Source organism: Kribbella sp. CA-294648, from assembly GCF_050943845.1.
In the GTDB taxonomy this organism is placed as follows: Bacteria; Actinomycetota; Actinomycetes; order Propionibacteriales; family Kribbellaceae; genus Kribbella.
In genome coordinates, this window is sequence record NZ_CP191981.1 from 4,293,530 (window position 1) to 4,315,436 (window position 21,907).

General features: G+C 68.3%; 22 protein-coding genes. 14 read left to right on the plus strand and 8 right to left on the minus strand.

What is annotated here, in order from left to right; all coding sequences use genetic code 11:
- Positions 1-157 precede the first annotated feature (157 nt).
- The 4 genes from ACQPYM_RS20405 to ACQPYM_RS20420 all read right to left on the minus strand — a co-directional run bounded on the left by ACQPYM_RS20405 (position 158) and on the right by ACQPYM_RS20420 (position 5,151).
- Positions 158-1,117 (minus strand): sigma-70 family RNA polymerase sigma factor, encoded by a 960-nt coding sequence (locus ACQPYM_RS20405; protein WP_360274321.1) that lies wholly within the window; start codon positions 1,115-1,117, stop codon positions 158-160.
- Between the two features lie 323 nt (positions 1,118-1,440).
- A complete protein-coding gene (locus tag ACQPYM_RS20410) occupies positions 1,441-3,513 on the minus strand; it encodes a S9 family peptidase (protein WP_433022998.1) in 2,073 nt (690 codons plus the stop codon).
- 69 nt (positions 3,514-3,582) lie between these two features.
- The gene (gene xth, locus ACQPYM_RS20415; RefSeq protein ID WP_433023000.1) at positions 3,583-4,386 is read right to left on the minus strand and encodes an exodeoxyribonuclease III; all 804 of its coding nucleotides are present in this window, start codon (positions 4,384-4,386) and stop codon (positions 3,583-3,585) included.
- A 174-nt stretch (positions 4,387-4,560) separates the two neighbouring features.
- On the minus strand, positions 4,561-5,151 hold the full coding sequence (locus ACQPYM_RS20420) for a TetR/AcrR family transcriptional regulator (protein WP_433023002.1): 591 nt from the start codon (positions 5,149-5,151) through the stop codon (positions 4,561-4,563).
- Between the two features lie 73 nt (positions 5,152-5,224).
- Between ACQPYM_RS20420 and ACQPYM_RS20425 the strand changes: the two genes are divergently transcribed.
- From ACQPYM_RS20425 to ACQPYM_RS20445, 5 genes are read left to right on the plus strand one after another with little or no spacing between them, the layout of a single operon-like run.
- Entirely contained in the window at positions 5,225-6,109 is an 885-nt protein-coding gene (locus ACQPYM_RS20425; protein ID WP_433023004.1) for an SDR family oxidoreductase, read from the plus strand.
- Positions 6,106-7,260 carry a saccharopine dehydrogenase family protein gene (locus tag ACQPYM_RS20430; protein WP_433023006.1) on the plus strand — a complete coding sequence of 385 codons (1,155 nt, stop codon included), beginning with the start codon at positions 6,106-6,108 and terminating at the stop codon, positions 7,258-7,260. The genes ACQPYM_RS20425 and ACQPYM_RS20430 overlap by 4 nt, the downstream gene beginning before the upstream one ends.
- 3 nt (positions 7,261-7,263) lie before the next feature.
- Positions 7,264-8,118 (plus strand): alpha/beta fold hydrolase, encoded by an 855-nt coding sequence (locus ACQPYM_RS20435; protein ID WP_433023008.1) that lies wholly within the window; start codon positions 7,264-7,266, stop codon positions 8,116-8,118.
- Positions 8,115-8,507 (plus strand): YccF domain-containing protein, encoded by a 393-nt coding sequence (locus ACQPYM_RS20440; protein ID WP_433023010.1) that lies wholly within the window; start codon positions 8,115-8,117, stop codon positions 8,505-8,507. Before ACQPYM_RS20435 ends, ACQPYM_RS20440 begins: the two co-directional genes overlap by 4 nt.
- The gene (locus tag ACQPYM_RS20445) at positions 8,504-9,232 is read left to right on the plus strand and encodes an MBL fold metallo-hydrolase (protein WP_433023012.1); all 729 of its coding nucleotides are present in this window, start codon (positions 8,504-8,506) and stop codon (positions 9,230-9,232) included. Before ACQPYM_RS20440 ends, ACQPYM_RS20445 begins: the two co-directional genes overlap by 4 nt.
- A 123-nt stretch (positions 9,233-9,355) precedes the next feature.
- On the opposite strand, the gene ACQPYM_RS20450 is transcribed toward ACQPYM_RS20445, so the two are convergent.
- Positions 9,356-9,874 (minus strand): hemerythrin domain-containing protein, encoded by a 519-nt coding sequence (locus ACQPYM_RS20450; RefSeq protein ID WP_433023014.1) that lies wholly within the window; start codon positions 9,872-9,874, stop codon positions 9,356-9,358.
- A gap of 86 nt (positions 9,875-9,960) precedes the next feature.
- Between ACQPYM_RS20450 and ddaH the strand changes: the two genes are divergently transcribed.
- A complete protein-coding gene (gene ddaH / locus ACQPYM_RS20455; protein ID WP_433023016.1) occupies positions 9,961-10,728 on the plus strand; it encodes a dimethylargininase in 768 nt (255 codons plus the stop codon).
- Here the strand turns inward: ddaH and ACQPYM_RS20460 are convergent.
- Both ACQPYM_RS20460 and ACQPYM_RS20465 read right to left on the minus strand, forming a co-directional pair.
- Positions 10,708-11,664: a tetratricopeptide repeat protein gene (locus tag ACQPYM_RS20460; RefSeq protein WP_433023018.1), complete on the minus strand. Its 957-nt coding sequence runs from the start codon at positions 11,662-11,664 to the stop codon at positions 10,708-10,710. The two genes, ddaH and ACQPYM_RS20460, sit on opposite strands and share 21 nt — an antisense overlap.
- Positions 11,657-13,015: a DNA polymerase IV gene (locus ACQPYM_RS20465; RefSeq protein ID WP_433023020.1), complete on the minus strand. Its 1,359-nt coding sequence runs from the start codon at positions 13,013-13,015 to the stop codon at positions 11,657-11,659. The genes ACQPYM_RS20460 and ACQPYM_RS20465 overlap by 8 nt, the downstream gene beginning before the upstream one ends.
- Before the next feature lie 71 nt (positions 13,016-13,086).
- Between ACQPYM_RS20465 and ACQPYM_RS20470 the strand changes: the two genes are divergently transcribed.
- The 7 genes from ACQPYM_RS20470 (at position 13,087) to ACQPYM_RS20500 (ending at position 19,510) form a co-directional block, all read left to right on the plus strand.
- Positions 13,087-13,875, plus strand: coding sequence for an MBL fold metallo-hydrolase (locus tag ACQPYM_RS20470; protein ID WP_433023022.1), 789 nt, complete (start codon positions 13,087-13,089; stop codon positions 13,873-13,875).
- Positions 13,876-13,980: 105 nt separating this feature from the next.
- Positions 13,981-15,459 (plus strand): glutamate--cysteine ligase, encoded by a 1,479-nt coding sequence (locus tag ACQPYM_RS20475; RefSeq protein ID WP_433023024.1) that lies wholly within the window; start codon positions 13,981-13,983, stop codon positions 15,457-15,459.
- Positions 15,460-15,843: 384 nt separating this feature from the next.
- Positions 15,844-16,272 carry a universal stress protein gene (locus ACQPYM_RS20480; protein ID WP_433023025.1) on the plus strand — a complete coding sequence of 143 codons (429 nt, stop codon included), beginning with the start codon at positions 15,844-15,846 and terminating at the stop codon, positions 16,270-16,272.
- Between the two features lies 1 nt (position 16,273).
- Entirely contained in the window at positions 16,274-16,891 is a 618-nt protein-coding gene (locus tag ACQPYM_RS20485; RefSeq protein ID WP_360274277.1) for an HhH-GPD-type base excision DNA repair protein, read from the plus strand.
- 290 nt (positions 16,892-17,181) lie between these two features.
- Positions 17,182-18,513, plus strand: a complete 1,332-nt coding sequence (locus ACQPYM_RS20490; RefSeq protein WP_433023027.1) for an RNA polymerase sigma factor — start codon at positions 17,182-17,184, stop codon at positions 18,511-18,513.
- A 5-nt stretch (positions 18,514-18,518) separates the two neighbouring features.
- On the plus strand, positions 18,519-18,785 hold the full coding sequence (locus ACQPYM_RS20495; protein ID WP_433023029.1) for a DUF6412 domain-containing protein: 267 nt from the start codon (positions 18,519-18,521) through the stop codon (positions 18,783-18,785).
- A gap of 47 nt (positions 18,786-18,832) precedes the next feature.
- Positions 18,833-19,510, plus strand: coding sequence for a YidC/Oxa1 family membrane protein insertase (locus tag ACQPYM_RS20500; RefSeq protein ID WP_433023031.1), 678 nt, complete (start codon positions 18,833-18,835; stop codon positions 19,508-19,510).
- Between the two features lie 6 nt (positions 19,511-19,516).
- Here the strand turns inward: ACQPYM_RS20500 and ACQPYM_RS20505 are convergent, their stop codons facing one another.
- Positions 19,517-20,245 carry a TetR/AcrR family transcriptional regulator gene (locus tag ACQPYM_RS20505; protein WP_433023033.1) on the minus strand — a complete coding sequence of 243 codons (729 nt, stop codon included), beginning with the start codon at positions 20,243-20,245 and terminating at the stop codon, positions 19,517-19,519.
- Positions 20,246-20,388: 143 nt separating this feature from the next.
- On the opposite strand from ACQPYM_RS20505, the gene ACQPYM_RS20510 reads away from it, so the two are divergent.
- A complete protein-coding gene (locus tag ACQPYM_RS20510) occupies positions 20,389-21,891 on the plus strand; it encodes an MFS transporter (protein ID WP_433023035.1) in 1,503 nt (500 codons plus the stop codon).
- Positions 21,892-21,907 lie beyond the last annotated feature (16 nt).

Below are 21,907 nucleotides of genomic sequence, written 5' to 3' on the forward strand. Positions count from 1 at the left end.
GCGAGCGCTTGGCTGGCTGGGCATTGGGATCGCTTGGTCAGGTGGGCTGGCTGGGCAATGCGGGCGCTTGGCTGGCTGGACGTTGTGATTGCTGGGAGTGTGGAGAACCCCCGGGCCGGGGCGGCTCGGGGGTTCTGGGGGAGTTGGTGGTGGATTGTCAGGCGGCCAGGGTTGGGTCTGCCAGGAGGCGGAGGCGGCCTAGGGCCTCGCGTTCGATCTGGCGGACGCGCTCGGCGGAGATGCCGTGCACGGCGCCGATGTCGGCGAGTTTGGCCTGACGGCCGTCGTGCAGTCCGTAGCGGCGCCGGATCACGTCAGCCGACCGGGGGTCGAGCTGATCGACCAGGCTGAACAGGCCCGAGCGGTCCGACGCGTCGGCGACCAGCTGGTCGGGGCCCGGCGCGGTCTCGGCCGCGATCAGGTCGCCCAGCGAGGTCTCACCCTCGTCGTCGATCGGGTTGTCCAGGCTGATGTGGTCCCGGCCGATCCGGATCAGGTCGGTCACCCGCTCCGGGTCGAGGTCCAGCTCCGCCGCGATCTCGTCGATCTCCGGCTCACGCCCGAGCTTGCGCTCCAGCGTCCGCCGGGCCGACCCGATCTGGTTCAGCTGCTCCACCACGTGCACCGGCAGCCGGACCACTCGGGCCTGCTGCGCGATACCGCGGGTGATGGCCTGCCGCACCCACCAGGTCGCGTACGTCGAGAACTTGAATCCCTTGCGGTAGTCGAACTTCTCCACCGCCCGGATCAGCCCCGTGTTGCCTTCCTGGACCAGGTCCAGGAGCGGCATCTGGGACCGTCCGTAACGGCGGGCGATCGACACCACCAGGCGGAGGTTGGCGGTCACGAACCGCTGCTGCGCGCGCTGGCCCTCTTCGGCCAGCCACTCGAGCTCTTCCTCCGTCGCATATTTGGGCGCTCCGCCCTTCTTGCGTCCAACCCGCCCCTCGGCCAGCAGTTGCTCCGCGAGGAGACCTGCCTCAACCGTCTCAGCGAGCTCGACTTCTTCTTCCGCGGTCAGCAAAGGAGTGCGAGCGATCTCTTCCAGGTAGAGACCGACGCTGTCCTTACCGTCGATACCGTCGTCCGTTGAACGGACACGAGCCGTGCGAGCCACCGAAACTCCCTTCGTCGTTACATGGAGAGCAACGCTCGAGTGAGGTTCAAGATTCCACGATGAGTGTGTAAACAGCCTGAACGTTCCCTGAGATTTCCCGGCACCCTCAGCGCACCGGAAACGCCGCCTGCTGCACGCTCAGTGCCCTGGTTCTGCGCGCCGCACGCCCGCTGTGCACAAGATCGGCTTGATTTGCGGGCTTTCGGGGCCGGAAAGGGGCTGAGAACTGTTCTCAGGTTTCACCGTCAAAAGCCCCGAATGGCCGCTCAATGCGCCATTCGGGGCGTTTGAATGTGTCACACGACACATCCGCTGCGTAGCTTTCAGGCCAGGCCGAGGGTGTCCAGTTCCCAGGCGAGGGTGAAGGCGACCTCGCGCCAGGCGTCGTACCGGCCGCTGCGGCCGCCGTGGCCGGCTTCCATCTCGGTCTTGAGCAGGACGTCGACCTCGCCGGTGGCCGTCGCGCGCAGCTTCGCCACCCACTTGGCCGGCTCGACGTAGAAGACGCGGGTGTCGTTCAGGCTGGTGATCGCGAGGATGCGCGGGTACTGCTGGGCCGTCACGTTCTCGTACGGCGCGTAGGACTTCATGTACCGGTAGACCTCGGGGTCCTCCAGCGGGTTGCCCCACTCCTCCCACTCGATCACAGTCAGTGGCAGCGACGGGTCCAGGATGGTCGTCAGCGCGTCCACGAACGGCACCTCGGCGACGATGCCCCCGAAGGCCTGGGGCGCCAGGTTCGCGACAGCACCCATCAGCAGGCCGCCGGCGCTGCCGCCCTGGGCGACGATCCGCGACGGCTTCGACCAGCCGTCCTCGACCAGGTGCTCGGCGACTGCGATGAAGTCGGTGAAGGTGTTCCGCTTGGTCAGCATCTTGCCGTTGTCGTACCAACTCCGGCCGAGCTCGCCGCCGCCGCGCACGTGCGCGATCGCGAAGACGACGCCGCGGTCCAGCAGCGACAGCCGCGGGATCGAGAACCACGGGTCCATCGAGCTCTCGTACGACCCGTACCCGTAGAGCACGACCGGCGCGTTCCCGTCCTTGGCGACGTCCTTGCGGGCCACCAGCGAGACCGGCACCCGGGTCCCGTCCGCCGCCGTCGCCCACTCCCGGTACTGCGTGTAGGCACTCAGGTCGACTCCACCGAGCACAGGCTGCTGCTTGAGCATCCGCCGCTCGCCGGTGACCACGTCGACGTCGTACGTCGTCCCCGGCGTCACCAGTGACGTGTAGCCGAACCGGTACCGGGTGTCGTGCCACTCGTCGTTCCGGCTCGGTGACACGGTGTAGATCGGCTCGTCGAAGGTCAGTGCCTCGGGCGCACCGAACGAACCACCGTCGCGGCGCATGATCGCCAGTTCGGTGAGGGCGTCGCGGCGCCGGTACAGGATGACGTGGTCGGCGAACGCGTCGACGCCCAGCAGGCGGCTCGACTCGTCACCCTCGATCAGCGTGGTCCAGTCGCCGGGGGAGTCCAGCGGCGCGGTGGCCAGCGAGAAGTTGGACGCGTCGGCGTTGTGCACGATCAGCAACTGGTCGCCGGCGTGCTCGACGTCGTACTCGACGCCCTCCCGGCGGGGCGCGACCACGACCAGCTCACCGGCCGGGTTGTTGGCGTCCAGCAGCCAGACCTCGCTGGTCAGCTTGCTGCCGAGGGAGATCTGGATTGCCTGCTCGTTGCGGGTCAGGTCGACCCCGACCCAGAAGCGCTCGTCCGGCTCCTCCAGGACGAGCACGTCCTCGCTCTCGCCGAGGGTGTGGCGCCAGACCTGGTGCGGGCGCCAGGCGTCGTCGACCTTCGTGTAGAAGATGGTCGAGCCGTCGGTCGACCAGGCGGAGCCGTAGTGCACGCCGGGCAACTCGTCCGGCAGCAGCTCGCCGCTGTCCAGGTCCTTGATGCGCAAGGTGAACCGCTCGTCACCGGTGAGGTCGACGGAGTACGCCAGCAGCCGGCCGTCGGGGGAGACGTCGACCGTGCCGAGGGAGAAGAACTCGGAGTCGCCGGCCAGTTCGTTGCCGTCCAGCAGCACCTCCTCGCCGGGGATCTCGCCGTCGGTCGCGGGCGGCTCGTCGCCGGTCGCCTTGACCCGGCAGCTGATCGCGTACTGCTTGCCCTCGATGGTGCGCGTGTAGTACCAGAAGCCGCCGCTGCGGGCGGGCACGCTCAGGTCGGTCTGCAGGGTCCGGTCGGAGATCTCCGAAAAGATTGCCTCGCGCAACGATTCGAGGTGCTTGGTGCGGGCCTCGGTGTAGCTGTTCTCGGCGCGCAGGTAGTCCAGCACCTCGTCGTTCGTCTTGTCCCGCAGCCATTCGTAGTCGTCGACGAAGACGTCTCCGTGGTGGCTGCGTTCGATCGGCTTACGGGTGGCAACTGGTGGCTTCAACTCGGACATGCCGGGAGACTACCCCGCACCTGCCGCCCGCGTACTGCGGGTTTCCACAGGCTTTCCCTGTGGACGGCCTCAGAGCTCGTACGTCGCGACGACCGGCGCGTGATCGCTCCAGCGCTCGGCGTACGTCGGCGCCCGGTGGACCACGCACGAGGTCGCAGCGGTCGCGAGTTCCGGAGAGGCGATCTGGTAGTCGATCCGCCAGCCGGCGTCGTTGTCGAACGCCTTGCCACGCCACGACCACCAGGAGTACGGCCCAGGTCCCTCGCCGCCGAACCGCCGGCCCAGATCGACCCAGCCGGCCTCGAACAACCGATCCATCCAGGCGCGTTCTTCGGGCAGGAAGCCGCTCTTCTTCCGGTTCGCCTTCCAGGCCTTCAGGTCGACCTCGCGGTGCGCGATGTTGAGGTCACCGCAGACCAGGACGTGCCGCCCGTCGGCGCGCAGTACCGACAACCGCTCGGTGAAGGCGTCCAGGAAGGCGTACTTCTCGGCCTGCCGCGGCGGCGTCTCGAACTCGCCGGTGAAGACATAGGTGCTGATCGCCGTCAGCGTCGACCCGTCGTCCAGGACGACGTCGGCCTCGATCCAGCGCCCACTCCCGCTGAACCGCTCGGGCCCGATCTCGGCGTTCTCCTGCTTGATCGGCCGCCGGCTCGCGACGGCCACGCCGGCCCGGCCCTTGTGCCCGTCGCTGACCGGCTCCGCGTGCGCGATGTGCCAGTCGCCGCCGAGGTGGTCGCGCAGTACTTCGTCCGTCGCCCGGACTTCCTGCAACAGCAACAGGTCCGGATCGGTCTCCTCGAGCCACCCGGCCATCCCTCGCCGGTACGCCGCCCTGATCCCGTTCACGTTCGCCGTAGCAACCTTCAGCACCCGGGCACCTTAGCGCGCCGTGTCGGAAGTTGCGTTGCGCTACCCGCGCCCAGGCACGCACCTCGCGGCAGCGGAGAAACGGCAATGATGGAAAAGCATCGAGGCCGCTCCTCCGCCACCGCGATGCACGCACCTGGACACCGCTATCGCTAACGCAACTTCCGACACGGCGCGCTAGCCTTTCGCTGTCCCGAGGATCGCGTCGAGGGATCGCTCGCAGAGGTCCTCCAGTTCGGCGGCGGACACCGTCGGGTTGTCGATCCAGGTCAGCAGCGTCTGTTCGACGTACCCCTGCCAGCCGTGGCAAGCGAGCTCGACCCTCGGGGTGACCGTGATGCCGCGTTCGGCCACCGCGTTGATCACCCACTGGCTGAACACCTGCCGCAACTCCGAATGCAGAGCCCGTACTGCGGGGTCGCCGGCCGCCGACATCAGCAGCGTCGCGCGGTAGAGCTGCGGAGCCTCGAGCACCGCCCGGACGAACGCCCGGATCCCGCTGCGGAGTTGCTCGGCGGGGGGCAGCGAGAGGTCGGGAGCGGTGCGCAGCATCACCTCGGCGGCGGCCGCCTCGATCACGGCATACTGGAACTTCTTCTTGGAGCCGAAGTAGTGGAACAGCAGTGCGGGGGAGACGCCCGCCTCCGCGGCGACCAGTTCGACGCTCAGCTCGCGATGCGGGTCGGCCTCCAGGACGCGCCGCGCGGCCTCGAGGATCTGGGTCCGGCGCTCTTCGGGCTGCAGCCGGGCGGACGAGGGTTGACTCACCCGGCCAGTGTATTGAGTAATCCGTCAACAAGCACTTACTGTTGAGTATCCACTCAACAGTCGGAGGTTCCCGATGACCGGCAAGGTCGTACTCATCACCGGCGCGTCCCGCGGGATCGGCGCCGCCGTCGCCCGCAGTCTCGCCGGCGACGGCGCGACCCTGGCGCTGGTCGGGCTCGAACCCGACGAGCTGAAGAAGGTGGCCGAGGACTGCGGACCGGACGCCGGCTGGTGGGAGGCCGATGTCACCGACGCCGAGTCGTTGCGCACCGCGGTCGAGGCGATCGCCGAACGCTACGGCCGGATCGACGTCGTCGTCGCGAACGCGGGCATCGCCGCACCGGGCTTCACCCGGAGCATGGACCCGGCCGTCTGGGAGCGCGTCCTCGACGTCGACCTGTACGGCGTCTGGCGGACCGTCCACCTGACCTTGCCCCATCTCCTGGCGAGCAAGGGGTACCTGTTGCTGGTGTCTTCCCTGGCCGGCATCGTGCACATCCCCGGCCTCGCGTCCTACAACGTCGCGAAGGCCGGCGTCGAGGCGATGGGCAACAGCCTGCGGGCCGAGCTGCGGCACCTCGGCGTGGCCGTCGGCGTCGCGCACCTGACCTTCGTCGACACCGACATGGTCCGTGGCGTCGACGAGCACCCGGTCTTCGGCAAGGTCCGCACCGGCGTTCCGCTGATCGGCAAGACCTATCCGCTCGACCTCGCGGTCGAGAAGTTCACCGTGGGCATCAGGAAACGCTCCCGGGTCGTCCACGTGCCGGGCTGGATCGGGCCGTTGAAGATCTTCCGCGCGCTGATTCCGCATCTGGTCGAGCTCGGCGCCCGGTTCAACGTGCCGAAGTCCGACCGGGCCGCGCTGGCCGACATCGAGGCCCGTGGCGCCGCAGCCTCCTCCCGCGCCTCCGGTGCGGGCGGCCGCGCGGACACCGAGAAAGCAGCCAAGCGATGAGCCGCCAGTACGACGTCGTCGTGTTCGGCGCGACGGGATTCACCGGCGCGCTCACCGCGCAGTACCTCGCCAAGAACGCACCGGCCGAGTTCAGGTGGGCTCTGGCTGGACGCAATCGCGCCAAGCTGGAGGCCGTTCGCGAGAAGCTCGGCGTCGACGTCGACCTGCTCATCGCCGACGTGGAGGACCCCGCCTCGCTGAAAGCGGTGGCCGAAGCCGCCCGGATCGTCGTCACCACCGTCGGCCCCTACACCCGGTACGGCGAACCGCTGGTGGCGGCCTGCGCGCAGGCCGGTACGGACTATCTCGACCTCACCGGCGAATCGGAGTTCGTCGACCGGATGTACGTCGGCTATCACGCGAAAGCGGTGGCGACCGGCGCGCGGATCATCCACTGCTGCGGGTTCGACTCGATCCCGTACGACCTGGGGGTTCAGTACACCGTCGAGCAGCTGCCGAAGAACGTCCCGATCGCCGTGAAGGGCCTGATCCGCGGCGGTGGCAAGCCGTCCGGCGGGACGTGGGAGACAGTGGTGACGGCGCTGTCCCGCGGCAAGCAGCACCTCGAGGCGCACCGCGCCCGTCGCCGGGTCCAGCCTCGGCCGGAGGGTCGTTCGGTCAAGGTCGTGACCGGCAAGATCCACCGCAGCCAAGGATTCTGGGCCGTCCCGCTGCCGACCGTCGACCCGCAGGTCGTGGCGAACTCGGCACTGCTCCTGGACGACTACGGACCCGACTTCCGCTACTCGCACTTTGCCGCCCTGAAACGGCTGCCCACCGTTGTCGGCGGGATCGCGGGGATCGGTCTGCTGGCGGCCGCCGCGCAGCTTCCGCCGGCCCGGAAGGTCTTGCTCAAGCGGATCAAGGCCGGTGACGGACCGAGCGAGGAGCGCCGGGCGAAGTCCTGGTTCAAGGCGCGCTTCGTCGGCGAGGGCGGCGGCAAGCGGGTCATCACCGAGGTGTCCGGCGGCGATCCCGGCTACGACGAGACGGCGAAGATGCTGGCCGAGTGTGCGCTCTCGCTGGCCCTCGACACCCTCCCGAAGACCTCCGGCCAGGTGACCACCGCGGTCGCCATGGGTCCCGCCCTGCGCCGCAGATTGGTTGCCGCAGGCATCGGTTTCGAGACGCTCGTCATCGAGGACTACTGACGGATGCGGCACGTGACCAGTGCGGACGGCACCCGGATAGCGCTCTACGAGTACGGCGAACCGAGCGCTCCGGTGCTGGTCTGCGTCCACGGCTACCCGGACAACGCGAAGCTGTGGGAGCCGGTCGCCACCCGGCTGGCCGAACACTTCCGGGTCGTCGCGTACGACGTCCGCGGCGCCGGGGAGTCGGACCACCCGCGGGAGCGGGCGGCGTACCGGCTGGAGCGGCTCGAGGAGGACTTCGGCGCGGTGATCGATGCCGTCTCGCCCGATCAGCCGATCCAGCTGCTCGCCCACGACTGGGGATCGATCCAGTCCTGGCACTTCGTCACGAGCGAGCGGCTGGCCGGCCGGATCGCGTCGTTCGTGTCCATCTCGGGACCGTCGCTGGATCACGCGGGCTACTTCCTCCGGACCCGCTGGCGATCCCGTGAGGCGCTGAAGCAGCTCGCGCAATCTTGGTACATCTTCTACTTCCAGCTCCCATGGCTACCCGAACGCGGTTGGCGGAAGGGCTGGGCGCATCGGGTGTTCGGCAAGCTCGAGGGCAGCGCCAGTGGAACGAGTCCCGAGCGCTCCATGGCCGACTACGTCAACGGGCTGAACCTGTACCGCGCGAACGTGGTGTCCCGGCTGTTGCATCCGCGGGAGCGACGTACCGGCGTACCGGTGCTGGCTGTTTCGCCCGACGCGGACGCATTCGTGACGACGCCGCTGCAGACCGATGTGGCGCGGTGGGCATCGAACCTGAGCGTCCAGGTGGTCAGGGGTGGCCACTGGTTGCCCCGGAATGATCCCGGAGTCGTGGCCCGTCTGGTCCTGGAACACACCCGCCGGGTGGCAGGCTGGAGGGCATGAGAACGATTCTGAACCTGATCTGGCTGGTGTTCGCCGGCTTCTGGCTGGCTGTCGGCTACGTCGTGGCCGGCCTGATCTGCTGCATTTTGATCATCACCATCCCGTTCGGCATCGCGTCGTTCCGGATCGCCGGCTACGCGTTGTGGCCGTTCGGCCGGACGATGGTCGACAAGCCCGGTGCCGGCGCCGGCTCGGTGCTCGGCAACATCATCTGGGTGATCTTCGCCGGCTGGTGGCTGGCGCTGGGCCACCTGATCACCGGGATCGCGTTGTGCGTCACGATCATCGGCATCCCGCTCGGCCTGGCGAACTTCAAACTGATCCCGATCTCGCTGCTCCCACTGGGCAAGGAGATCGTGCCGTCGAACGCGGCCTTCGCCGGCCGATGAGGTCGCTGACCGTTCTCGGTTCCTGCGGCGCGTGGCCCGAGCCGGGTCGCGCCTGCGCGGGTTTCCTGCTCGAGTACGACGGCTTCAAGGTCGTGCTCGACCTTGGCTACGCCGCGTTGCCGCAACTGCTGAAGCACTGCCCCGACGGCGCGGTCGACGCGGTGATCGTCACGCATCAGCACCCGGACCACTGCGTCGACGTGAGCGCACTGGCCCGCGTCCGCTACTACCTCGCCCGCGACGCGGCGCCGATCCCGCTCTACTGCCCACCCGGCGTTCTCGACGTACTGCGAACGCTGGAACCACGACCGGACCCGGCGACGGTCTTCGACGTACGGGACCTGGCACCGGCCGAGCTCGGGCCGTTCCGGCTGGAGACCGCACTCCTGCCGCACTACGTGACCAACCTGGGCATCAGGTTGAGTGCGCCGGAACTGACCGTCGCCTACACCGGCGACAGCGGGCCAGGCCCGGAAGCCGCTGCGCTGGCGGACAAAGCGGACCTGTTCATCTGCGACGCGACCCTGCAGGGACCTTCACCGGACACGACCCCTCGCTACGTGATGACCGCAACCGAAGCAGCCACGGCCGCCGCCGGCGCGACAAGGCTTCTCCTGACCCACTTCTGGCCCGGCTCAGATCGCTCGGTCTCGGTCGCAGAGGCGCAGAAGGTCTTTCCCGGCGAGGTCATCGCTGCCGAGGAGGGCCTCGTCCTCAAGCTCTGAGCAGGATCCCGCCGCCTTGGGCACGGACCAGTCGCGCTGACGCCGATTCTGGCGACTGGCCCGTGCTCAAGGCCGCAGGCTCCACCGCGGCACCCCGCCCAGCCGGCGGTGGGAGTACCAGGGTCAGGGTTGCTTGGCTGCTTCGACCAGCTTGCGGACGTTCTCGATCGAGCCGCAGCCGCTCTCGATCCAGCGGGCGCGCTCGGTGGCGAAGGCCTCGCCGAGCTGCTGCCGGACGTCCTCGCCGATCTCGGTCCGGGCCGGGTTCAGCACGTCGCGCTCCTCCTCGTCCAGGTGGTGGGACAACGCCTCGGAGAGCTCGTGCGTCTTCTCGCTGAACTCCTCGCTCTGCGGGTCCTCGACCTCCATCAACGCCAGCAGCGCTTCGTTGCCCTCGTCGTGCTCGTGCTCGGAGTGCTCGACCTCCTCGGCGTCGATCGCGTCCTTCTTCCGCAGCGCGGGGTAGACCTTCGACTCCTCGGCCTCGGCGTGGGCGATCAGGACGGTGGCCAGATCCGCCAGCACCACGGCCCGGTCGGACTGCACGTCCCGCAACTCGCGCAGTGCCTCCTCGAACCACCGGTGGTCGGCCAGGATGATCTCGACCACGTCGCCGCCGGTGTGCTGCAGGATCTTCGGCATTTCTGATGTCCTCCCAGGTGATGAGACTGTCGGACCCCGGTACCCGCGCCCGGCGAGCCCATTCACGGCCGGGTTAGCCTGCGGGAATGGCCACTGCCCGTGCACTCGTCCGCCGCCCCAGCCCACGTCTGGCCGACGGCCTGCTGACCCATCTCGAACGCGTCCCGGTCGACCCGGACCTCGCAGTACGGCAGTGGCAGCAGTACGTCGACGCGCTCGCCGAGGCCGGCTGGGACTGTGTGGAGGTCCCGCCGATCGACGACTGCCCCGACGGCGTGTTCGTCGAGGACACGATGGTGGTGTTCGGCGACCTGGCCGTGATCGCCCGGTCCGGGGCCGACGAGCGACGCCCGGAAGCCGCCGAGGCGGAGCAGGCCGTGGCCGCGCAGGGCTACCGGATCGCTCACATCACCGAACCGGGAACCCTGGACGGCGGCGACATCCTCAAGATCGGAACCACCGTGTACGCCGGGCTCGGCGGCCGCACCAACCAGTCCGGGATCGACCAGTTGCGGGAGCACCTCGCGCCACTCGGAGCTGACGTGATCGCAGTACCGGTTCGCAAGGTTCTGCATCTCAAGTCGGCGGTGACCGCATTGCCGGACGGCACGGTGATCGGGTACGAGCCGCTGACCGACGACCCGGCTGCCTTTCCGAAGTTCCTCGCCGTACCGGAGGAGGGCGGCGCGCATGTCGTGTTGCTGGGGGAGGACCGGCTGCTGATGGCGGCGTCGGCACCCAAGTCCGCCGAGCTGTTCCGCGAGCGCGGCTATCAGCCCGTGATCGTCGACATCAGCGAGTTCGAGAAGCTCGAAGGCTGCGTGACGTGTTTGTCAGTTCGTCTTCGGCAGTAGCGACCAGCGGTCGCGGGCGGCGGTCGCCAGGTCGCGATCCTTCTTCTTGCCTCGGGTGTCCGCGGCCTTGCACGCTTCCAGAAGCACACCGCGGAAGGTCTCGGTGTCGGGATGGTCCGCGCCGAGACTTTCGATGCTGTCGGCAAGGGTCGCGTCCAGCATTTCCACCGCGGCACCGAGCCGGCCGGTGAACATCGTCGCTCGGCCCAGCGCGGCGCGGGTTCGCAGTACCTTCGCGTTGTAGCGGCCGAGCGACTTCTCGTCCTGCTCGAGCAACTCGGACAGCAGCTTCGCCTCGGCCCGCGGTCCGCCCACCATCAGCTGGGCACCGGTCACGCCTTCGACCGCGTCGCGGGTCAGGTCGTGCTCGGCGCCGTACACACGGGTCAGCTGCGGGGTGATGAGCTCGAACCACCCGATCGCCGAGCCGTAGTCACCGGTCGCGAGCAACGCCTGCGCGACCCGGAGCCGGACCTTGAGCGTCGCCGGATCATCGGCCTTCAGCACCTTCTCGCAGGACGCGAGCGACGCCTTGTACAGCGGCAGCGCATTGGCCGAGTCGCCGGCGGTCCACTGCGCCTCGGCCTGCTCGTACGTCGAGTCGACCAGCTCCGGGTGGTTCTTCAAGTCCGAGATCGGCGGCTCGTGCGCCGGCTCGGGCACCGCGGCGGGCCCCTCGAGCAGCCGGCGGCCGACGTAGCTGCGGCCGCCGGTCCTGATGATCCGGAACCGCCCGCGGCGCGCGACCGGGATGAGCAGGAAGGTCGAGTAGAGCGTGCGGACGGACGATCCGCAGTCGGCGCAGACGTCCCGATGGCCGTAGAAACGGCTGCCGACGCCGCTCAGCCTGTTCATCGCGTCGGGCGCGCGCCAGGCCGTCGACGACGCGGTACAGGCTCGACAGAACGGGTAGATCCCGCCGCGGACGTCACTCATTCGTCCCATCTTGGCTGGTTTCGGCCAATTTGTCGTCCTCGGTGACGTGGAGCACCCGTTTTGTCAGCTCGGGGTCGGTGACCGCGAAGGTGCGGACCGGACCGGGCGGGGTCTGCGCTGTCTCGAATCGGACCGTGACCCGGCCGCGGCCCGACCCCCAGACCCAGCCTTCGCCGTACTGCGTGTGCACCACATCCTGGCCGGGGTAGTAGCCGGCCGGCCGGTCCCGGCTCCGCTCCGGCAGCTCGACGACCTCGACCGGCAGCTCCTCGTCCTCGGACTCGGTGAACAGATCGTCCTGGATCCAGTCGGCCAGGGACGAGACGCCGACGCCGAGCAACCTGATGCCGCCGGAGATGTCGCTGTCCTCGAGCAGGCGTCTGGCCACCCGGGCGATCACCCGGGGATCGTCGGTCGGCCCGGCCAGCGTGGACGAGCGGGTGTGCGTGGTGAAGTCGTGCATCCGCGTCTTCACCGTCACCGTCCGGCCGGACAACTGGGCCTTCTGGAGCCGCTCCGCGACGCGGTGCGCCATCCGGTCGCCGATGGCCGAGAGCAGCGACCGGTCGATGATGTCGGTCTCGAAGGTGTCCTCGACGCTGACCGACTTGGTCTCCCGGTCGCTGACCACCGCCCGGTCGTCGGAGGCGGTCGCCAGCCGGTACAGGCTCGATCCGTGGGCCGAACCGACCTGCCGGACCAGCTCGTCGAGGTCGAGTTGCTGGAGGTCGCCCACCGTGCGCACCCCGGCCATGCTGAGCCGCTGCGCGGTCGCCGGACCGACCCCGGGAATCACGGTCACCTGCATCGGGGCGAGAAACTCCGCCTCGGTGCCGGCCGGTACGACGACCACCCCGTCGGGCTTGTCGAGATCACTGGCGATCTTCGCGACCAGCTTCGACGTACCGGCGCCGACCGAGGCAGTCAGGCCGCCGCTCGCTTCCTTGATCGCCGCCTTGAGGTCGTTCGAGATGGCTTCGACGTCGTCCACGGTCAGGTTGCTCAGCCCCGCGGCGGCAAGATCCACGAAGGCCTCGTCCAGGGAGAGCGGCTCGACCAGCGGCGACAGGGCCCGCATCTGCGCCATCACCGCCTGACTGGTCGCCCGATAGACCTCGAACCGCGTCCCGAGGTACGCCGCGTGCGGGCACCGCGAGCGCGCCTCGGCGGTCGACATCGCCGACCGGACGCCGTACCTGCGGGCCTCGTACGACGCCGTCGAGACGACGCCACGCAGCCCGATGCCGCCCACAACCACCGGCTTCCCACGCAGCGAGGGCTTGTCCCGCTGCTCGACGGCTGCGAAGAACGCATCCAGGTCGACATGCAGGATGGACGGATCGTTGCGCACCACCCAAGTCTCCCCGGCCGCACCGACAATTCCCGCCCGGCACAACCTTCCCCGGCTGAGATGATCGGCCGATGACAGCCTTCCCCGTCTGGGACGACGGCACGACCGCCGCGAGCCCGGACCACCAGCTCCACTGGTACGACGACCGCACGGTGATCATCCGGCAAGCCCTGCACACCAACTTCGAGGGCCCGTTCAGCTATCTCCTGATCGGCTCGGAGCGAGCTTTGTTGCTCGACACCGGCACCGGTGACATCGACCTTCGGGCGGTCGTGGACAAGCTGCTGGCCGGCCGTGAGGTGGAGCTGGTCGTCGCGCACACTCATGGACACCGGGACCACGTCGGCGGCGATGGGCAGTTCGACACCGTGGTGGGCAAGTCGGCCGAAGAGGTTGCGCAGTACTTCGGTATCACCGGGTGGCCGGAGCAGATCGTGCAGTTCGACCTGGGGGACCGAGTGCTCGACCTGATCCCGATTCCGGGGCACCACGCCTCGGATATCGCCGTGTACGACCGCTCGACACGGTTGCTGCTCACCGGCGACTCCCTGTACCCGGGACGGTTGTACGTCGTCGACTGGCCCGCCTTCCGGGCGAGCATCGCGCGGCTGACCGACTTTGTTGCCGCGGGCAATCCGGTGGAACTGGTGCTCGGTGCGCACATCGAGCTGACCGACCAGCCCGGAATCGACTTCGCCATGGGGGCCGACCGGCATCCAGGCGAGCACGCGTTGCAGCTGGACCCCGCAGTACTGACCGAGCTCGCCGACGTTCTCGCCGCCGCAGGGGATACGCCGCAACGGATCGTCCGGGACGACTTCATCGTCTTTCCGCTCTCGGCCGGCGGGGAGCCGTTGTGACCGGGCGGACCGGGGTACCAGCTGGTGAGCTGCGACGCGACCACGCCCACACGGCGGGCGTGGTTCGGGCAGACTGAGGCAAGTAACCCGACAGGGGAGGCGCTGATGGGCGAGGAAGTCGACCGGGTCGAGTTCACCCGGGCGGACCGGACCGCGTTCCGCGATCAGGTCCATCGCAACCTGGACGCGTTCGCGCGGATGCTGCGCGAGGCCAGGTTCGAGGCCGAACGCCCGATGACCGGGATCGAGATCGAGCTGAACCTGGTCGACGAGGCGTGTGACCCGGCGTTCAAGAACGCCGAGGTGCTGAAGGCGATCGAGGACGACGCGTTCCAGACCGAGCTGGGCCAGTTCAACATCGAGATCAACGTGCCCCCGGGCCAGATCGACGGTGACGGGCTGGAGAAGATGGAGGCCGCGATCCGCGCGAGCCTGAACGCGGCCGACGAGAAGGCCGCCCGGACCGGCTCGACGATGGTGACGATCGGCATCCTGCCCACGCTGATGCGCGAGCACATCAACCGCGAGGCGATCAGCGCGAACCCGCGCTACACGTTGCTGAACGACCAGGTGTTCCAGGCCCGGGGCGAGGACGTGCAGATCGCCATCGACGGGATCGAGCGGCTCCAGGTCACCGCCGACAGCATCGTCCCCGAAGCCGCCTGTACGTCGACGCAGTTCCACCTGCAGGTCACGCCGGAGGCGTTCCCGCGGTACTGGAACGCGGCCCAGGCGATCTCCGGAGTACAGCTCGCGATCGGCGCGAACTCACCGTTCCTGTTCGGCAAGGAGCTGATGCGGGAGACCCGGATCGCGCTGTTCGAGCAGGCCGCCGACACCCGCACCCATGAGCTGAAGACCCAGGGCGTCCGGCCGCGGGTCTGGTTCGGCGAACGCTGGATCACCTCGATCTTCGACCTGTTCGAGGAGAACTCGCGGTACTACCCGGCCTTGCTGCCGGTCACCTCCGACGAGGATCCGATCGCCGTCCTGGACCGCGGCGACACCCCGGCCCTGTCGGAGTTGCGGCTGCACAACGGGACGATCTACCGCTGGAACCGCCCGGTGTACGACGTTGTCCGGGAGAAGCCTCACCTGCGGGTGGAGAACCGCGTGCTGCCGGCCGGCCCGACGGTCGTCGACACGATGGCCAACGGCGCCTTCTACTTCGGCCTGGTCCGGGCGCTGGCCGACGACGAACGGCCGATCTGGTCGCAGATGTCGTTCAGTGCCGCGGAGGAGAACTTCCACGAGGCGGCCCGGCAGGGCATCGACGCCGAGGTCTTCTGGCCCGGAGTAGGCACCGTGCGCGCCACCGAGCTGGTCCTGCGCCGCCTGTTGCCGATGGCATCCCGCGGCCTGGACGCCTGGGGAGTCGCTCCGGCGGTCCGCGACCGGCTGCTCGGCATCATCGAGCAGCGCTGCCTGACCAACCGCAACGGCGCCTCCTGGCAGGCCGACGAGTTCCACCGGCTGTATACCAAGGGATCCCACGGCCGCCGCGACGCGTTGCGCGGGATGCTGAGCAGGTACCGCGACCACATGCACGACAACACGCCGGTGCACGAGTGGCCGATCGACTGATCGTCCGCCCCGGGTTCGGTTAACCGCGTAACTCACTGCAGACAACGAAGGACAGCGCCGGAACCGGGGTCAGCCCGGCGGAACAGCACGCCCTTGCCCAAGGCAACGGCGTACAGGGGGCTGGCGCGCCGGGTCCCAACCCTGCAAAGGTGTCCGCCACGACGGTTAGACCGCGACAGGGCGGGTATGCAGTCGTGAACCGTCGGGGGACGGTGACCTGTTGGCACGACGGCGGGACGGCCATGTTGCGGGCGCAATCGCCCAAGCGTCACGGTCGCGACACAGATCGTGCATTTCCACAGATGCCGGAGTGGGTTCAGGGCAGTATCGTTCGGAACGGGTCGACCGTTTCAGGTGATGGACACCCGGAGGTGAGGCAAGTCGATGACGACCATCGTCGTGGGTTATGTGCCGAAGGCGGAAGGTCGCGCGGCACTGCGGCGGGCGGCAGAGGAGGCGAAGCTGCGCGACGCCAAGCTGGTGGTGGTGAACTCGCATCGGGGTGGACGCAGCTTCGACAGCGACGAGGCCGAGGCGAGTGACGCCGCGTTGACGGAGGTACGGGAGCAGCTCGACTCGACCGGCGTGCCGTACGAGGTACGGCAACTGGTGCGTGGACTCGATCCGGCGGAGGACCTGGTGGCCGTCGCCGAGCAGGTGCACGCGGAGTTCATCGTGATCGGTCTGCGGCGCCGGTCCCCGGTCGGCAAGCTCATTCTCGGCAGCAACGCCCAGCGGGTGCTGCTGGAGGCCCCGTGTCCCGTGCTGGCCGTGAAGGCCGACGCTGTGCTGACCGAAAATGGGGAGGACTGAGGTGACTTCGACACGCAGCAGGAAGCTGTGCCTCGCACAGCAGCCCGACGCCGACGAGATGCTGAGCAGAGACCCGTTCGCGTTGCTGGTCGGCATGCTGCTCGACCAGCAGATCCCGATGGAGCGCGCGTTCGCCGGTCCGGTTGCGATCGCGCAACGAATGGACGGCCCGTTCGATCCGTCCACGGTGGCCGCCTACGACCCCGACGGGTTCGTCGAGGTGGTGGCCGGCCCGCCCGCGGTGCACCGGTTCCCGACCGCGATGGCGGCCCGGATCCAGACGCTGGCCAAGCACCTGGACGAGGAGTACGGCGGTAACGCCTCGGCCGTCTGGGCCGATGTGAAGAGTGGGGACGACCTGCTGGCCAGGTTGTCGGCCCTGCCCGGGTTCGGCGCGCAGAAGGCGAAGATCTTCGTCGCGCTGCTCGGCAAGCAGCTCAAGGTCCGACCGCGCGGCTGGCGCGAGGCGTCCGAGCCGTACGGCGAGGACGGTGCGTACAAGTCGGTCGCGGACGTGATCGACGTGGCGTCACTGGTGAAGGTGAGACAGTTCAAGCAGGAACAGCAGGTCGAGAAGCGGGTCGTGGCCAGGCCGCTGCGGCAGACCAGGAACAGTTGAGCACTGAATCGCCTGACCGGGGCGGTGGGTGGGGGTCAGCATTTGTAGAGCCATGCCGGTACCAGTGCGAACGGTGGACTGGTACCGGTAGGCACGCCGTGAAGGGGGTCGCGGAAGGGTTGGGCTTGGTCCGCGGATTACAATGGAGTGTTGCTGCCGCCTGACCAGCGAAGTGGCCCCCGGTTCGAGGTACCCAACTCATGTGTCGAGGGGCACCACCAGCACCACAGTAACGTCGTAACGCAGTACCAGTAACCCTGCAGACTGAATCGTCAGACGAGAGGTAATTCGTGTCGTCCAGCTCGTCCGAGAACCTTCCCGCCGAGTCCCCCCGGGTCGTGGCCGCCACCGCCCGCAGCACGGCTCCCAGGACCAGCGCCCGGGTCGATGACCCTGCCGCCAAGAAGGCTACCGTGAAGAAGGCTGCTGCTCCCGCCGCCAAGAAGGCTGCTGTGTCCACCAAGGAGGACGGTATTCCCGCGAAGAAGGCCGCCGCGAAGAAGGCGCCGGCGAAGAAGGCCGTGTCCGAGGCGGGTCTGTCGATCGACCCGAAGACCGGTAAGCCGCGTGCGCTCGACGAGGTCGACGAGTCGGACTTCCAGCCGGAGGCCGTGAAGCCCCTGGAGAAGGAACTCACCGAGGACCAGGGCTTCATCGTCTCCGAGGCCGACGAGACCGACGAGCCCGAGCAGCAGGTGATGGTGGCCGGCGCGACAGCCGACCCCGTCAAGGACTACCTGAAGCAGATCGGCAAGGTTCCGCTGCTGAACGCGGAGCAGGAGGTCGAGCTCGCCAAGCGGATCGAGGCCGGCCTGTTCGCCGAGGAGCAGATCTCCGACGCCGAGACCAAGCTCAAGGAGAAGGTCAAGGACGAGTACGAGTGGATCTCGGAGGACGGCCGCCGGGCGAAGAACCACCTGCTCGAGGCCAACCTGCGACTGGTCGTCTCGCTGGCCAAGCGCTACACCGGCCGCGGCATGCTGTTCCTGGACCTGATCCAGGAGGGCAACCTCGGTCTGATCCGCGCGGTCGAGAAGTTCGACTACACCAAGGGCTACAAGTTCTCGACCTACGCCACCTGGTGGATCCGGCAGGCGATCACCCGCGCGATGGCCGACCAGGCCCGCACCATCCGGATCCCGGTGCACATGGTCGAGGTCATCAACAAGCTGGCCCGCGTCCAGCGCCAGATGCTGCAGGACCTGGGCCGCGAACCCACTCCGGAAGAGCTCGCCAAGGAGCTCGACATGACCCCGGAGAAGGTCATCGAGGTGCAGAAGTACGGTCGCGAGCCGATTTCGCTGCACACCCCGCTGGGTGAGGACGGCGACTCCGAGTTCGGCGACCTGATCGAGGACTCCGAGGCGATCGTGCCGGCCGAGGCCGTCTCGTTCACCTTGCTCCAGGAGCAGTTGCACGCGGTCCTGGACACGCTGTCCGAGCGGGAGGCCGGCGTGGTCTCGATGCGCTTCGGCCTGACCGACGGCCAGCCGAAGACGCTGGACGAGATCGGCAAGGTCTACGGCGTGACTCGCGAGCGGATCCGCCAGATCGAGTCGAAGACGATGTCGAAGCTGCGACACCCGTCGCGCTCGCAGGTCTTGCGTGACTATCTAGACTGATCGACATGCTGGGGAAGGTAGCGGCCGCCGTCTCGACGGCCCTGCCCGCCCTCGGTCCGGACTCCGGTCTGCTGGCCGCCGCCGTTCTCACGGCGGCGGCCGTTTTGTTTGCCGTCGTCCAGCTCTCCAGTACTGCGGCGCACCGTCCGCTCGCCTCGCCGTTGCCGGCGCGAGCCAGCGCGACCCGCGCGAACTCCCGCCGTACTGCGTACCTCCAGCTCCGCGATCCTGACGCCGCCGGCCGGGCACGCCCACGAGCACCGGGACGGTAGCGAGTTTCCTCGCTGCCCCATCCCTTCCGCACTCGTGGAGTTTCGCCATGCCTGCTTTTCTCGACGCGCCGATCAGCGCTGCCTACTACCTCGTCAACGGAATCGCCACGACGATCGAACCTCTCACCGGCGTCTCTGCCGCTGCTGTGGCGATCGTCCTCTGCACGATCGCCGTCCGCCTCCTGCTCCTCCCACTGAGCCTGGCCGCGATCCGCGGCGAGAAGTCCCGGGCAACTTTGCTGCCGGAGATCCGCAAGATCAACGAGCGCCACGGCAAGGATCCTGAACGGGTCCAGCGCGAGGTGGCGAAGCTCCAGGCGGAGTCCGGGACCACTCTGCTGGCGGGCTGCCTGCCGATGTTCGCCCAGCTGCCGTTCTTCTGGGTCCTGTACACGCTGTTCAGCACCACGATCGTGGCCGGCCAGGCGAATCAACTGCTCGCGGGAACAATCTTCGGCGCCCCGCTCGGCATCCACTGGCCGCTGTTCGCCTCGACCCCGGCGTACCTGGGACTGGCACTGGTCCTCGCGGTAGTCGCCTACTTCTCCTCCCGCCGCCAGCTCCGTCTCCTCGACGAAACGGCGACTCCGATGGCGCGGAAACTGGCACGTTTCCTGCCGTACGGCACGCTGATCACCGCAGCTTTCATCCCACTCGCCGCCGGCCTCTACCTCCTGACAACGACGGCATGGACCCTGCTGGAACGAACCCTTCTGCTGCGCTAGCTGAGGTCAGCGCTGAGTGGCCAGCCGGGCTTCCAGGCCGTCGAGGACTCGGGCCAGGCCGTAGTAGAAGGTCTCGTCTCCGTTGTCGGCGGTTTCTGTGGCGCTGTGGGCGGCGTACAAAGCCTTGACTCGGGGGTACGGCTCGGCTGCCTGCTCCGCGGCCGGCCAGACGCTGGTCATCCAGTCGGTGGCGGACATGCCGCTGCGTTTGATCTTGCTGAGCGTGGCTGCCTCGGTGGAGGCGATGCCCACGACGTAGGCGAGCACGGCGGTGGAGGCCTGGTTGGCCTCGAGCAGGTCGAAGCCGGCGGCTTCGTACAGCGCCAGCATGCTGTCCGACATCCGGAGCACGTTCGGGCCGAAGTAGGTGACGCCCACATCGGCGAGGGTGGAGCCCATCCAGGGGTGGCGCAGGATCATGGCGCGGAAGCTGTGGGCGAAGTCGGTCGCACCCTGTCGCCACTCCTCGGAGTTGCTGAGCTCGGCGATCTCCAGTTCGCCGTACACGTGGTCGATCACGAGCTCCATCAGCTCCTCCTTGTTCGCGACGTGCCAGTAGACGGCGGTGGCGACCGCGCCCAGAGCGGCGCCGAGCCGGCGCATGCTGAGCGCCTCCAGCCCGTCCGCGTCGAGCAGCTTGATCGCCTCGGCGACGATCTGCTCCTGGCTGAGCGCGGGTTGTTCCCGGCGCCTGCGCTTCGGCCGGGTCCAGACCGATGCGAATTCCTCCGCCATCACGCCTCCTCTGAGTAATCAGGGCGCCAGCCTACCGCATTTCATGAACAGCGTGCAGGAGTTGACCGGCGTTCAAGTCGCATGCACACTGTTCAAGCAAGCTGCACACCGTTCAATAACAACCCCACCTGAGGAGGTGCGTGATGACTGGTCGTCATCCGCGTCGCTGGCTGATCCTGATCGTGCTCTGCCTGAGCACGCTCGTCCTGGTGCTCGACAACGGTGTGCTCACCGTCGCGATCCCGTCGCTGACCGAGGACCTGGGCGCCACCGCCCAGGAGATCCAGTGGATCATCGCGAGCTACATCCTGGTCTTCGCCGGCCTGCTGCTCACCGCGGGCAGCCTGTCCGATCGCTACGGACGCAAGAAGGTGATGATCGTCGGCCTGGCGATCTTCGGCGCCGCCTCGCTGCTCGCCACCTACGCGAACAGCCCGGAGACGCTGATCGCGGGCCGGGTACTGATGGGCATCGGGGGAGCGGTGGTGATGCCGAGCACGCTGTCGATCCTGATCACGGTCTTCGACGACGAGGAACGACGCAAGGCGCTGGCGATCTGGAGCTCGGTGCTGATGGTCGGCCTGATCGGTGGGCCGATCATGGGTGGCGCCCTGATCGCGCACTTCTGGTGGGGTTCGGTGTTCCTGATCAACGTGCCGGTGGCCGCGCTCGCGATCGCCGCGGCGATGATCTGGATGCCGGAGTCGAAGGGCCCGTGGCGCAAACCCGACCCGCTCGGTGCGATCCTCTCGATGGTCGGCCTCGTCGCGCTGGTCTGGGTGATCATCGAGGTACCGAACCGCGGCGTCGACTGGCCCATGCTCGCGGTCGCCCTCGTCGGCCTGGCCGGGTTCGTCGCCTGGGAGCTGCATACCCCGGTACCGATGGTCCCGCTCAACCTGTTCCGTGATCGCAACTTCTCCGGTGGCAGCCTGTCGCTGCTGCTCGTCCAGATCGGCAACGGCGGCCTGGTGCTGGCGCTGACGCAGTACCTGCAGTTCGTGCTCGGCTACACCCCGACCAAGGCCGGTCTGGCGCTGGCGCCGATGGCCATCGCGGTGATCCTGGTCAACGGGATCGGCGCGACGCTGGGTCAGAAGATCGGCAACCGGCCGATGACCGCCGCGGGACTGGTCGTTCTCGCTGGTGGCTTCCTGTTCCTGTCCACGCTCGGCGCCGACGACGGCTTCGGCATGGTGACGATCGCGCTCGCACTGTTCGGCATCGGTGGAGGTCTGGCCCAGCCGGCCGCAACCGCGGCATTGATGGGCGCCGTTCCGCACGAGCACGCCGGTGTCGGCTCTGCTCTCAACGACACTCTCCAGCAGTCCGGCGCGGCTCTCGGAGTCGCGATCCTCGGCAGCGTCCTGGCCGGCAACTTCACGGCGAAGATGCCGGAGGGCACTCCCTCCGGTGCTCGCGAGTCGATCGGCGAAGCGCTGGCCATCGCCGCCAGTACCGGCGACGCCGGGCTCGCGCAGTCCGCCCGAGTCGCCTTCGCCGAGGCCATGTCGAGCAGCTTCCTCGCCGGAGCGATCGCAGTACTGGGCTCCGCGGTGCTGGCCTTCGTCCTGCTCCGCGACCGCAAGACCGACGCTCCGACGGAGCAGAGCGACGACCGCGCCCTCGTCACCGACGCGCACTGACAAACCCCAACAAATC